12 protein-coding genes are annotated in these 12,209 nt (G+C 57.4%); 9 read left to right on the top strand and 3 right to left on the bottom strand.

What is annotated here, in order from left to right:
• The first annotated feature begins 360 nt into the window (after positions 1-360).
• Entirely contained in the window at positions 361-1,710 is a 1,350-nt protein-coding gene (locus bpln_RS27300; RefSeq protein WP_055140563.1) for an MFS transporter, read from the top strand.
• A gap of 69 nt (positions 1,711-1,779) precedes the next feature.
• Positions 1,780-2,046, top strand: a complete 267-nt coding sequence (locus bpln_RS27295; protein ID WP_042628286.1) for a hypothetical protein — start codon at positions 1,780-1,782, stop codon at positions 2,044-2,046.
• A 154-nt stretch (positions 2,047-2,200) separates the two neighbouring features.
• Here the strand turns inward: bpln_RS27295 and bpln_RS27290 are convergent, their stop codons facing one another.
• Entirely contained in the window at positions 2,201-2,536 is a 336-nt protein-coding gene (locus tag bpln_RS27290; protein WP_082465455.1) for a SymE family type I addiction module toxin, read from the bottom strand.
• Between the two features lie 370 nt (positions 2,537-2,906).
• Here bpln_RS27290 and bpln_RS36225 point away from each other — a divergent pair, with 370 nt between their 5' ends.
• Positions 2,907-3,248, top strand: coding sequence for a hypothetical protein (locus bpln_RS36225; RefSeq protein WP_141755210.1), 342 nt, complete (start codon positions 2,907-2,909; stop codon positions 3,246-3,248).
• Positions 3,249-3,435: 187 nt separating this feature from the next.
• Entirely contained in the window at positions 3,436-3,951 is a 516-nt protein-coding gene (locus tag bpln_RS27285) for an SRPBCC domain-containing protein (RefSeq protein ID WP_055140562.1), read from the top strand.
• Positions 3,952-4,218: 267 nt separating this feature from the next.
• Here bpln_RS27285 and bpln_RS38005 read toward each other — a convergent pair whose 3' ends face one another.
• Complete coding sequence (locus tag bpln_RS38005; protein WP_226993677.1) at positions 4,219-4,488, bottom strand: winged helix-turn-helix transcriptional regulator; 270 nt, start codon at positions 4,486-4,488, stop codon at positions 4,219-4,221.
• A 157-nt stretch (positions 4,489-4,645) separates the two neighbouring features.
• On the opposite strand from bpln_RS38005, the gene bpln_RS27275 reads away from it, so the two are divergent.
• The 4 genes from bpln_RS27275 (at position 4,646) to bpln_RS38485 (ending at position 10,201) form a co-directional block, all read left to right on the top strand.
• On the top strand, positions 4,646-5,461 hold the full coding sequence (locus tag bpln_RS27275; RefSeq protein WP_055140561.1) for an SDR family NAD(P)-dependent oxidoreductase: 816 nt from the start codon (positions 4,646-4,648) through the stop codon (positions 5,459-5,461).
• Positions 5,462-5,844: 383 nt separating this feature from the next.
• Positions 5,845-6,588 carry an SDR family NAD(P)-dependent oxidoreductase gene (locus tag bpln_RS27270; RefSeq protein ID WP_055140560.1) on the top strand — a complete coding sequence of 248 codons (744 nt, stop codon included), beginning with the start codon at positions 5,845-5,847 and terminating at the stop codon, positions 6,586-6,588.
• Positions 6,589-6,945: 357 nt separating this feature from the next.
• Positions 6,946-8,754 carry a hypothetical protein gene (locus bpln_RS36220; protein WP_148654196.1) on the top strand — a complete coding sequence of 603 codons (1,809 nt, stop codon included), beginning with the start codon at positions 6,946-6,948 and terminating at the stop codon, positions 8,752-8,754.
• 472 nt (positions 8,755-9,226) lie between these two features.
• The gene (locus tag bpln_RS38485; RefSeq protein WP_082465454.1) at positions 9,227-10,201 is read left to right on the top strand and encodes a bifunctional GNAT family N-acetyltransferase/NUDIX hydrolase; all 975 of its coding nucleotides are present in this window, start codon (positions 9,227-9,229) and stop codon (positions 10,199-10,201) included.
• Between the two features lie 119 nt (positions 10,202-10,320).
• Here bpln_RS38485 and bpln_RS34575 read toward each other — a convergent pair whose 3' ends face one another.
• Positions 10,321-11,037, bottom strand: coding sequence for an SDR family oxidoreductase (locus bpln_RS34575; RefSeq protein WP_082465540.1), 717 nt, complete (start codon positions 11,035-11,037; stop codon positions 10,321-10,323).
• Positions 11,038-11,185: 148 nt separating this feature from the next.
• Here bpln_RS34575 and bpln_RS27255 point away from each other — a divergent pair, with 148 nt between their 5' ends.
• Positions 11,186-12,052, top strand: coding sequence for a helix-turn-helix transcriptional regulator (locus bpln_RS27255; protein ID WP_055140559.1), 867 nt, complete (start codon positions 11,186-11,188; stop codon positions 12,050-12,052).
• The last annotated feature ends 157 nt before the right edge of the window (positions 12,053-12,209 follow it).

Raw genomic sequence — 12,209 nt, 5'->3', positions numbered from 1 at the left:
CGGGCACCGTGTGCTTCGCGAGTGCTTCGAACGGGTGGGGCCGCACGGCGTTTCCAGCCGCTGCATCGCATGTTTCGTGCTGAAATGGCGCTTGTGACAGCGTGCCGACAGCGTGCCGACATGGTTTCGGGTTTTTGCCTTTCCACGCGCTTTCATTGGCACCGCGAGCGAGCAAGAATCACGACGCTCTGTAACAATGCCGAGGCGGCGGCGCGTTTGACGATCGGAATCGATGCAGGCGCGCCGCCGCGTCGTTCCATCCGCGGTGCGCGTCGCGCACTGCCCGTCCCGCCGAGTCCTGCCTTGTCCGAAACTCTCCACGCCAGCCGCCCCGCGGAGCCGGCGTTCAACTGGCGCGCGATGATCGCGATCCTGCTGTCGGTCGCGCTCGCCACGCTCGATACCGCGATCGCGAATACCGCGCTGCCTGCAATCGCAGCCGATCTGCACACGGCGCCCGCCGCCTCCGTCTGGATCATCAACGCGTACCAGCTCGCGATGGTCGCCACGCTGCTGCCGCTCGCCGCGCTCGGCGACATCCTCGGGCACCGGCGCGTGTATATCGGCGGCCTGATCGTGTTCACCGCCGCGTCGCTCGCCTGTTCGCTCGTCAGCACGCTGCCGATGCTGACCGCCGCGCGGATCGTGCAGGGCCTGGGCGCCGCCGCGATCATGAGCGTCAACGCCGCGCTGATCCGCTGCCTCTATCCCGCGCACCGGCTCGGCGCCGGGCTCGGCCTGAACGCGCTGATCGTCGGCGTGTCGTTCGCGGTGGGGCCGACCGTGGCCTCGGTGATCCTGTCGGTGGCCGCGTGGCCCTGGCTGTTCGCCGTGAACGTGCCGCTCGGCGTCGCCGCGCTCGTGGTGGCGATGCCCGCGCTGCCGCAGACGCCGCGCGGCGGCCACGCGTTCGATCCGGTTGCCGCGTGCTTCAACGTGATCACGTTCGCGGCGCTGATCTTCGCGCTCGGCGAGGCCGCGCAGCGCGGGCCGCTGGCGCTGAGCCTCGGCGCGGCCGGCGTCGCGCTCGGGTTCGGCTGGCTGCTGGTGCGGCGCGAGGCCGGGCATGCGGCGCCGATGCTGCCGGTGGATCTGTTCCGGCGGCCGGTGTTCACGCTGTCGGCGGTCACGGCGGTGTGCTCGTTCGCGGCGCAGGGGCTTGCGTTCGTTTCGCTGCCGTTTTACTTCGAGGACGTGCTGCATCGCAGCGCGGTGGAGACGGGGTTCCTGATGACACCGTGGTCGGTGGTGGTTGCGCTCGCGGCGCCGGTGGCCGGGCGGTTGTCGGATCGTTATCCGCCTGGCTTGCTCGGGGCGGTGGGGCTGGCCGTGCTGGCGGTGGGGATGGCGCTGCTGGCGGCGCTGCCGGCGTATCCGCAGGTGGCCGATATCGTCTGGCGGATGGCGCTGTGCGGGGCGGGGTTCGGGTTCTTTCAATCGCCGAACCTGAAGGCGCTGATGGCGAGCGCGCCGCCCGAGCGCAGTGGTGGGGCGAGCGGGATTATCGCTACGGCGCGGCTGATCGGGCAGGCGACGGGGGCGGCGCTGGTGGCGCTGTGCTTCGGGATTGTGGGGCGGCACGGGCCGACGCTGGCGTTGGCGCTGGGGGCCGGGTTCTCGGCGGCGGCGAGCGTGGCTAGCGGGTTGCGGTTGTTTGCGCCTTCGCATCGGTCGGGGAAGGCGGTGGGGGCGACGCGGGTGGGGAAGTGACGAGGGGCGCGGCCAAGCGTTGTGCGAGCATAGGGCGTTCGACAATGCTTAACGGTGCAGAGGATACGGATGGCAAACCATTCACGCTATTCAGTGGTTTTGACCTATGCAGAAGATCGGCGGATGCTGACGGTCCATGCCGTTGATCCGGCCGAGGTTGCCCCATTGGTGACAGGCAAGCTCGAAATGCCGATTCTCCTGGATGATTTCGATTATCAGATCGATGACGAGTTTGCGCGCAGGCTGGGGGTTGCCATGCTCAACGTGCTTGCCCTTGGCCAGCCTGAGATAAAGAACTACATGAAGGTGACGGCCGGGCCGGCTTCGACTGACTGACCGTCCTGGATGAAAATTGGCAAGGTGGTACACGAAGTTTCAGGGCGTGTTCAGTGGCTTTTGGCAAGGAACTGTTTTGCCTGATGGCACGCGCAGCCGACGTGGCTGTCGCGTGCTTCGTCTTTGTCGATTCGTTTGGAAGACGATTCGGCTGTTAAGCGGTGAAGGCGTTCGGTTTGTTTTTATCATTGGCCGGACACCTCATGCGGCGCCTCAGGCCGGTTTGCCGATCGAGGATCGGAAAGCCGTCCCGCCCAAGGTGATCGCAATCCTCTTCCGGAATCGGCGTGATGACGAGGCGCCCCAGCGTTACCTCGATTCGTACCCGCTGCGGTGGGGCGAAACCCGCGTCCTCAAGCCACTTTCCTCTGATTCTCATCGACGGGTAGGTGCTTTGATCCAAGTCCGCGTTGATGTAGCGGTAAGACTCCCGAATGGTCACGGAGCGGTCGGGGAACAAAACGAGTGCGTTATGATTCGTGTCAGCCATGGCTAACTCCTTGGTCGAGTTGGTGATGGTCAGCGGTCCGTATGGTGTTGGTAGCACCTGCGGGCCGCGCTCGTTTACGCGTGGTTTTCGAGTCGGGGAGGCGGATTTTGGTTGCCTTCCGGACGCGTGGTAATCGCGCGTGAACGTATGCCCACTTTAGCCTTGGATGGCTGGGGATGGGTGATGGTTATGTGCGTTTGATGGAGCGTTGGCCGTTTGGTATAGGGGGCGAGTGACGCACCGTGCGTTGCTGGGTGGTTGTCTGTAGTCGGCCAAGAAGGGACGTTCGACATCGGCGCATAGATCGTCGACAATTCGCCGGAGAACCTCGGAACTCGCCTGCATAATCTAACTCGTACAAGGACCGGTAATGAGTTTTGACATCATCACCATTAGACCAACGAATCTCGATACGGAAAGTCTGAGCGCCGTCCGCGAAGTAAGCCCTTTGGGCGATGCCGAGTCCGTCCGGAGAATCTTTGAAGCCAAGTTCCCGGGAGCTACAACCGGCCTGTTCGTGAATCGCGAGGAATATAGTCTGGAAGTCACCCTGGCGAATGACCCGGTGGGTTCCGCGCATCTCGCTCTGCACTCTGGTCAGGCATGGTCAACATCATCTCGCGACCAGTTTATTGAGCGTCTCGGTGAACTTTGTCGTCACCTCCAGTGTGTGGCTTTCGCCGTGTCAGATAATTCTCGGCTGGCTCCTTGAATCCGCCGAAATTGCAAAATGAACGACTGGATTGGAGAAGAGTGAAGGGCCGTTCGGGGTCGTGTACGGAAGTCGGCATCGGACCGCATGCGGCCAGCTTCAGACACTCGACGTCGCTGGCTAGATCGTCAACAATCTGTGCGTTCAAAACTGTAGCGGTGTAATTTCGACCGATTGCGAGGCGAATATGGGCTTGCGGGGATTGCTACTGAAAGGCATCGCTGTCATTGTCGTCGGGATTATTGGGCCCCTGTTTTTTCTGCACGAAGATATTAGCGCGCATGCTGAAACATTCATTGATCGGACGCCTGCCGATGTCTGGAAGGTCGTATCGAACAGCACCGCGTATCCCGATTGGAATCCCTTCATTACTCGTGTTGACGGCGAGTTCAGGGAGGGAGAGACAATCCGTATCGTGCTGGGCACTGGACCGGATGCGATGATATTTAACCCGACTGTTCTGATCGTTCATCCGGAGCAAGACCTGTGCTGGCGTGGCAGTGTATGGATTCGCGGCGTATTCGACGGTACACATTGCATCCACCTCACGGCCGTAACTGGCGGTACCCGTCTGGAGCAAACGGAGTCCTTTTCGGGACTGCTCGTTGGGCGGTTGACGAAAGACGTAATCGAGGAAACTCAACGGAACTTTGAGGCGATGAATGCCGCGGTTCAGCAGCGCGTAGACATCAAAACGCACTGAGAGCCGCCTTGTCGCGCGACGCCCCACGGTGTCAACGGCCACAGTCGCTGGTCGACCAAGAGGCGACGTTCACGTGATGACGCCGTTGGACATTCGAACGTCGGGTAGCAGCCTGATAAGGGTCGTTTGGAACTTCAAGATTCAACGGCTGCTACGCGTCTGTACGGCCGTTGCCCGCAATCTCCACGAAAGAGCGGCGGGGGGCAGTAAGGGGACGGGTCGGCGCGTGAGTGCCGTGATCGCATCCATCCTGCGCCCTGCCGCCCATTAAGCGGGGTGATGAATCGAGAAGCTACGCGCCGCTATGAGGACGGGCAACAGTTGCCTGCCCATTTCTGACAACTGATACTGGACCCGCAGAGGCTTCTCACAGAAGTCGACTCTGTCGACCAAGCCATCTTCCGCTAGCTCTCGAAGATGTTGGGTCAGCATTTTTTGCGAGATGCCTGGCAAGTCCCGCTTCAACTGCAAGGTTCGCATCGATGGATCGGCGTAGAGCCTGAAGAGGATTGGCAGCTTCCATCGGCCGTGGATCATGCGTATCACCCTTGTTACGTGCGCAACCGATCCGTCGGGTCCGAGACAAACTTCCCGTGCCTCCGGCGGGATGGGCACATAAAGGTGCGTACTTGTTTCGTCCATTATCTGTCCCTACCCTGAAAGATCTTAGCAACTAGAAAATGGGTTACGTGCGATGGACTTGCAATTGTATGGGAAGAAGGCGCTGGTCACCGGGAGCAGCAAAGGCATTGGCGAAGCCATTGTCCGGAAACTCGCACAAGAGAAGGCGATCGTCATCGTTCACGGTCGCGATAGAGCCAAGGCGGAGAATGTAGCCAATGAGATTACCGCGCAGGGCGGCCACGCCTACGTGGTGGCTGGCGATCTAACGTACGACGCTGATATCCAGCGATTGGTCGAGGATGCGGTACAGCTCGCAGGCCCGATCGATATTTTGATCAACAACGCAGGCGGGTCAGGTGGCTCAAAAGAGAGTTGGGCAAACACACAGCCGGGCTCATGGACGTCCGCATATGATCGCAATGTCCTGGCTGCCCTTCGTGTCGCGAAGCTGCTGCTGCCGGGCATGCAGCAGGCCAGGTGGGGACGTGTGATTAACATTTCGAGCCTCGCCGCGACGATGCCGCCGCCGACGGCACCCGACTATTCGGCGTGCAAGGCTGCTATGAACGCCATGACCGCATCGATGGCAAAGGCGGTGGCGGCAGACGGGGTCACGGTCAACGCCGTGTCTCCCGGCACGATACACAGTTCCGCCCTCGATAGCCGTTTCCGTGAGGTCGCAGCCGAGCGCGGCGTGGCGAATAAAGACGCGCCATGGGAAGTGATAGAACGTGCAGTCCTACCTATGTTTGCTCAGGTTCCCGTTGGCCGGGTTGGCCGACTGGACGAAATTGCGGATGCCATCGCCTTCCTCGCTAGTCCGCTTGCTGGATACATTACCGGCGTGAATCTGCGAATCGATGGTGGACTATCGCCTAGTCTTTAAGCTTCTAGCGTTCCCGCCAAGGAGTGTCATCAGTCGCTTCGCGACTCTGGCTAATCCGAGCGCAATAAGCGAAGTTCGCCATGTCTGGCCAGTCTGAAGTCATCGGTGGACGATTCCAATTCCTGCTCTTACTTGGGTAATACTCCAACTTCAAAGTGAATTACTTGCCGAATTCCGGTCACTCGTACATCGCCGCACGAATGGCCGATCCAATTTGGAAGCTGCCATAGCGTTGTCACTGGAACGAGGGGCCGCTTCGGGTCGAACACGGTCCGCCGCCATCCTACGGGGCGAGACCGTCGCAGGCCGGCCAGGATCGGTCATTGGACAGCCTGTCCGAGATTGGGGACAATCAGGCGGTTTTTAAACCTATCGAAGTGTCTATGACCATTCAGCGTCCTGTGGCTCTTGTCACTGGTTCAACTTCCGGCATCGGCGCTGCCATCGCTCGGCGGCTCTCAAGTGACGGATTCGCTGTTGTCTTGCATTCGCGTAGTTCGGCGGAAACAGGGCAAGCAATGGCCCGTGAACTCGGTTCCGCAATCTACGTACAGGCCGATTTAGCCGAAGACATGGACAGAGTGCGACTTATCCGCGAAGCTGTTGCGGCTTGGGGGCGACTCGACGTGCTCATCAACAATGCCGGGATCAGCCGTGTTATCCCCCATGCGAATCTGGCTGCAGCTACACCAGCTATTTGGCAAGAGCTGCACGAGGTCAACGTAATCGCCCCGTTTCGTTTGATAGCTGAAGCGGAACCAGCCTTACGTGAAGCAGCTCGGCGAGGCCGCCCTGGTAGCGTGATCAACATCAGTTCCCATGCAGGTGTTCGGCCTAAGGGCGCGTCAATTCCGTACTCGGCCGCTAAGGCTGCCCTCAACCACATGACCCGTTTGCTGGCACTATCCCTTGGACCCGATATTCGAGTAAATGGTGTTGCTCCCGGATTGGTGGACACGCCATTGACCGCAGACTGGACGCAAGCGCGAGATCTGTGGAAAAAACGGGCCCCAATGCGCCGCTCAGCGAGTCCCGAAGATATTGCTCAAGCCGTCGCGATGCTGGTCGCTTCGGACTACCTGACCGGAGAAATTCTGCTATCGGACGGCGGGTTGAATCTCACATAGCAAGGGCGAGATGAGCGGGCGTCGGCTTCGATCCGCAGTGGTCGGCCGCTGCTAGTGGCGAGGCAGGCAGGGGCAACTGCCGTCGGCCACGGCGCGTGCCCGCGAAATCGAATGGCCGCTTTGGGGAAGCGCGGAGGACTCGATCCGGCCATCTACGGTCTCTCGATTGCGTTCTTCGGCTGCCATCCAAACGTCAGATCTACAACTCTCTTCGGACGTCCCTGCCTTCGCTACTCGTAAAAAGCCGTAACCGCCATCGGTAGCCTCCAAAACTTCCCCGGTGCCAGACAGTGAGATACGATTTCTCCTGCGACAGCAGGCTTACAGATACCGGGGATTACTATGAAAACAGTTCGCGTGAACAATGCCCACAACAAAGATGCACTGGAAGGGCTCATATTTTTCTCTGAGCGGATGCGCGAGCTCCTAGCTCACTCCACTGACGATTCTTTCAAGGTATCAGCGCTAAACTCGCCAGGCCGCGCGCGGGAACTGGAGCGACTGCTCCGGCACACTTACGCAACGACTCAGAAACCACAGGCTCTTAATCCACTCCTAGAGGAGCTTGCTGACAGCATTAGAAACGACTACGTTATTCAGGCGATGCAAAACAAAAACGTATTGCTTCGCATGGTCGAGGAGGTCAAAGAGGCTATTTCAGAAAACAAACCACGTTTGATAATTGAAGCCGCCGACTCTTTGGCTGGTGCAATTGGCTTGTTATCCAATTATATAACCTCTACTCAAGAGCTTTTGCTGAATTCAATTCTTGCGCACAAGGAAAAGAAAAAAATCTCGGCTGTGAGCGATAGTCTTGTTGTCCAACTCCAGACACTTGGCTACAGTCGAGAGTACATACGACATATATCGAAGAATTGTCTTGCGGCAAAACTTTCGATGCAAGATGTCATCGATGCCGAGACGGTTGTATTGGAGTTTTTTTCAAAATTTACTGGCGATCAAAAAAAATATACAGCAATAGCTCGATGCAAGTTGAATCTGCCAAAAGAGACGGAACGATCTGGTCGGTTGGAGTTCATTAAAGATCCGACCGGCTTTAACAAAATTTCTTTACTTGAGCTCACTGATAGCGTATCTCAGCAACAAGGCGGCTTTGATATGTACGCAGTGCGCACTGAGATCGAAGCCTGTGATCCTTTTAGTGCCCGCGAAAGATTTTTTGTTTCGATTAATGCAAACAACTCCATCTACCAATTTTTAAATCACTCTCCCGTAGCACATTTCGGGCAGGATTGCCTAATTAAAGATGTAGAGTCCGGGAAAGAGTTACGGATCAAGCGTCCGACCAATGTTATGCTACGTGGCCAGACCTCCCAAACTCTTACGATTACCGACGAAACTAGGACTAAGGATTTGATTTCCGCCATCGGAAATTTATCAGAATCCTCAAGAAAATCATTGATTTCTGCGCTTCGGTTTCATAAGGAGGCGCTAGATTCAAGTTCTCTAGAGAATCAGCTCATCGATTTGTGGGCGGCGTTAGAAGGCTTCGTACCTCAACCTATTGATGAAAGCCCTAGAATTGGCTCGGTGCTCGATCATATTTTGCCGCCCCAAATATTGGTATATGCGGAAAAGAAGTTTCGGTATGTTGCGATGGGCATCAAAAATGCAGGCGCGCAAGCCATTTCTATTATAAACAGCCTCCCATGTGGCGACGCTTTTGAGAAAAATGTCGCGGCACTTATAGTATGCCCTGAGTTTTCGGATAAGCTCGATGAGCTTTTAAAGCTACCGACTGTTTCTCCATTGTTGCGATATAGAATGTTTTCCTTGTTCGAAAATTTTTCAACACGCAAAAAGGTGAAAGAGGAGCTTCTTAGGCACCGAAAAAGGTTGGAGTGGCAAATACGGCGAATATATATCACCCGGAACACGCTAATGCATAGTGCAACGGCGCACGGAGACCTCGATGTTTTGGTTGAGAATTTGCATTCATATTTAGATATACTTCTAAATTCGGTTACGCGCATGACGAGCGCAATGGGACGAAAAACAACGATTAACGCTACACTAAAAGCATTGTCCGCATCCGAAAAGACATATTTAAAATCTCTTGATGATGAAAAGGATGCGGCACTAACAATAAATAATTTCGCATGTGTTTTCTTTGCAGACGCAAATCCGCTTTTGACTGTCGTTTGATCGTGAACTTTATCGACTTACTTTCAAACGCAACTTCTCGACATTGAAACCAGTGGCATCGTTCTAGGTGCAATCGCGGTCGGGTCGCAACTGGTTAGTAACGTGGGGGCATCGCTTTTCGCCAGCGCAGGGCTCTCTTTTTGATGGAGATCTAGGTGGCTCGCCCGGGATCGGGAGACCGGGATCAAATTAACTTGCAGTGTCGCTGTATTCGGCACCGAACCCGCCATAGGGTCGAGTCCTCGTCGTGCCGTCCGTTGCCCAGCCAGAGCCGCCGTTCGGCTCTCGCGGCTCCCAAGGGCCGCTTCGGGTCGAAATTCGCCGGTCAAGCCGCCCCGAGCGCCGACCGACGACTTCCGGCCAGAAACGGACGGTCGACGACAGCATGTAAATCGTTGAAAATCTCGCATCTTAGGTTCGAGTGCAGTTCACCTTACAAGGCGTTGTCAGCTTCTCAACGGAGATATGAGCGATGGCCTCGAAAAGCATCCGCCGCGCAACGGCAGATGACGTACCTGTGCTTACACAGATTCGTAACGATGCGCATGCGAAGAAGGTAGCGTACCGCGACTATGCGTGGGGGAAGGACGGGGACGGATTTTCGGAAAACTGGGTACGAAACAATGTCTCTCAAAAGGAAGTGTATGTAGTTGAACTGGAGGGCACTCCAGTCGCAACGTTTTCACTCGTTCTAGATGAGGACAAGCATTGGGGGCCTCAAGAACCGATCGCCGGGTATGTCCATGGCCTTTCGGTTCGGAAGGGTTTTAACGGACGTGGGCTCGGTAGCTTTATGCTTGATTGGTGCGGTAACAAAATTAGCGCCTTGAATCGGCGTTTTATTCGACTCGACTGCGCCGTCCACAACGCAATGCTGTGCGCTTACTACGAATCGCTTGGGTTCATCCGCGTAGGGCAGTACGCCGAGCCAAAAGCCGGTGGCTATATATGGTCACTCTACGAGAAAGCTGCAAGTCCGTTGCGCGAGCGGCCATCGGCCAGGCTTCTAATAACCACTCCAAAGCGGCGCGTGTTGTTATTCCGTTTCGTCCACAAGACTGGCGCGCTCGCTGGTACGGCCTATTGGGCAACGCCGGGCGGCGGTGTCGAGCGTGACGAGACGTTTGCAGACGCGGCGATACGCGAGCTTCGCGAAGAAACGGGCATTCGCAAGGCGCGGGTATCACAGCCAGTGGGACGACGCGAATTGTTCTTGCAGTTGCCGGACGGTGAGCACGTGTTCGCCGTCGAGCAGTATTTCGTCGTCGATACCGACACCGAATCCATTTCACGCGACAGTTGGACCGCGGAAGAGAAGGACGTGATGGCGGATCATCAATGGTGGAGCCGAGAGGAACTGTTGAGCACCACCGAGACCGTCTATCCTGAAGAACTAATTCAGATGCTCGATAACGCCGGAGTTTTCGGCGCTGAACGTCCGATATGAAGCAAACCAGACGACCGGAGTGGGTCGGCTACTGCCAATCCCATCAGGCGGAAGCCGGCCAGGAGCAGCCGGTCGCCTCCGTTAGCCGTCGGTATCGACCGGCTAATCCCCAACGCTACTTATGAACTCAAACCGAGCCCACCATCGCACACGATGGTTTGGCCCGTCATGAACGTATTTGAAGTTAAAAATGCGATGGCGCGAGCAATATCGTCGGGCTGGCCAACTCGTCCCACAGGCGTTTTCGCTGCGTAACCAGCAAACACGGACGCCTTGTCCTGCGCCGGCAGGAAATCCCACCACGGCGTATCGATTACGCCGGGCGATACTGCATTGATCCGCAATGGCCTGAGCTCCGCCGCCAAGATAGGCACCATTGCGGCAATCGCCGCATTCGCGGCGCCAAGACCTGCGGTACCGGGCATGGCCGTGTGCGCCGTCACGGCAGAAATAAACGTGATGCTTCCGTTCTCCGCGATCGACGAAAGGGCTGCCTGCGCGCATGCGATATGAGGAAAGACCTTTTCCTCGAATCCCATGCGTACATCGTCGAGACTCACGGAAGGAAACGGACCGCCTCCTTTGCTGCTGCCAACGGCGAGTACCAGATGGTCAATCGTCCCGATCTGCGAGAACATTCTTGCGAGGTTCGACCTATCGGAAGACGCATCGAACTCGACCGTGTTGGCGGCATTGTCGAGCGCAACCTTTGCCTCGGCCAATCGGGTTTGACTTCGTCCCGCGATCGTAACCGCGTAGCCTTCAGATAAAAGACGCCTGGCAGTAGCCAGCCCAATACCGGAAGATGCACCGACGATAAAAACATGTTGTGACATGATTGAGTTCTCCGTTCTATAAAGATTCCGGGCCTCGGAAGCCGTGCGGACCGGCATCGAAGATCGACAGTCGATCTCCCGCACATGCTCTGCGCTTTTCCAGACGGTAAGCAGTTTTGGATCGATACTGGTATTGACGACTACCACGATGACGACGAGTGACCCAATCCATAGCACCCAAAGCCGTCGCGCCGAACTGGGCGCATTTTTGCGTTCAAGACGCGAGAGCCTGAGTCCGGCAATGGTCGGACTGCCGGAGGGTCTCCGGCGCCGTACGCCGGGCTTACGCCGCGAGGAAGTGGCGATGCTCGCGGACGTCGGCACCACGTGGTACACGTGGCTCGAACAAGGGCGCGACGTGCGTGCCTCGCGGGAGGTACTCGTGGCGATCGCGAATGCCTTGAGACTCGACGCGGTGGAGCGACAGCATCTGTTCGTATTGAGCGATCGGCCGTCACCGGACATCAGGCCCGTTTATTCGGAAAAACTGGAGGAACCGGTGCAGCGGATGCTCGATAGCCTGACGAGGCAGCCCGCGTATGTGACCGGGCCGCGCTGGGACATCCTCGGATGGAACCGTGCCGCTTCACGGGTGTTCGGCGACTACGCGCGGATCGCAACCGATGAACGCAATTTGATGTTCATGGTATTTGCGAACGAGCAGCACCGCCGTCTGCTCGTTGACTGGGAGATATTGGCGCGAGCGGCCGTCGCGATGTTTCGCCTCGACAGCGCGCGCTATGTCGGCGATCCTGATTTCCGGCGACTGATTTCGACGTTACGAGCATGTAGCGTCGAGTTCAATGCTTGGTGGCCCAAGCACGAGGTGCTCAATCCGTTATCGAACCTCAAGCGCATCAATCATCCGGAAAAAGGCTCGATGACTTTTGAATACACCAGTTTCGCGCTACTGGACGGCTCCGAACGGAAGCTCACGGTCTACACGCCGCTTGAAGGTTGTGGCACCGTCGATAAGCTCGACAGTCTGATGTCCTGCTCGACGCATCTGACCTAAGGTCCAGGGAGGATGGACCTGCGGCTATGCCAGTCCGAGTGAATGGCACTGCGAGGCGCCAATCGAACGTCCGCTTCGCGGATGTGCGGCAGACCGTGACGGGGCGATGCAAGACCTTCCGTGCCGGCAGGCTGCCGGCTACGTCGACGCACCTAAA

The organism is Burkholderia plantarii (assembly GCF_001411805.1).
GTDB classification, from domain to species: Bacteria; Pseudomonadota; Gammaproteobacteria; order Burkholderiales; family Burkholderiaceae; genus Burkholderia; species Burkholderia plantarii.
This window is presented reverse-complemented; position numbering and strand designations above follow the sequence as displayed.

What these genes read in the sequence shown, in the direction of transcription:
- bpln_RS27300 (WP_055140563.1), top strand. Translation starts at nt 361, where the DNA reads ATGATCGCGATCCTGCTGTCGGTCGCGCTCGCCACGCTCGATACCGCG.
- bpln_RS27295 (WP_042628286.1), top strand. Translation starts at nt 1,780, where the DNA reads ATGGCAAACCATTCACGCTATTCAGTGGTTTTGACCTATGCAGAAGAT.
- bpln_RS27290 (WP_082465455.1), bottom strand. Translation starts at nt 2,536, where the DNA reads ATGGCTGACACGAATCATAACGCACTCGTTTTGTTCCCCGACCGCTCC.
- bpln_RS36225 (WP_141755210.1), top strand. Translation starts at nt 2,907, where the DNA reads ATGAGTTTTGACATCATCACCATTAGACCAACGAATCTCGATACGGAA.
- bpln_RS27285 (WP_055140562.1), top strand. Translation starts at nt 3,436, where the DNA reads ATGGGCTTGCGGGGATTGCTACTGAAAGGCATCGCTGTCATTGTCGTC.
- bpln_RS38005 (WP_226993677.1), bottom strand. Translation starts at nt 4,488, where the DNA reads ATGATCCACGGCCGATGGAAGCTGCCAATCCTCTTCAGGCTCTACGCC.
- bpln_RS27275 (WP_055140561.1), top strand. Translation starts at nt 4,646, where the DNA reads ATGGACTTGCAATTGTATGGGAAGAAGGCGCTGGTCACCGGGAGCAGC.
- bpln_RS27270 (WP_055140560.1), top strand. Translation starts at nt 5,845, where the DNA reads ATGACCATTCAGCGTCCTGTGGCTCTTGTCACTGGTTCAACTTCCGGC.
- bpln_RS38485 (WP_082465454.1), top strand. Translation starts at nt 9,227, where the DNA reads ATGGCCTCGAAAAGCATCCGCCGCGCAACGGCAGATGACGTACCTGTG.
- bpln_RS34575 (WP_082465540.1), bottom strand. Translation starts at nt 11,037, where the DNA reads ATGTCACAACATGTTTTTATCGTCGGTGCATCTTCCGGTATTGGGCTG.
- bpln_RS27255 (WP_055140559.1), top strand. Translation starts at nt 11,186, where the DNA reads ATGACGACGAGTGACCCAATCCATAGCACCCAAAGCCGTCGCGCCGAA.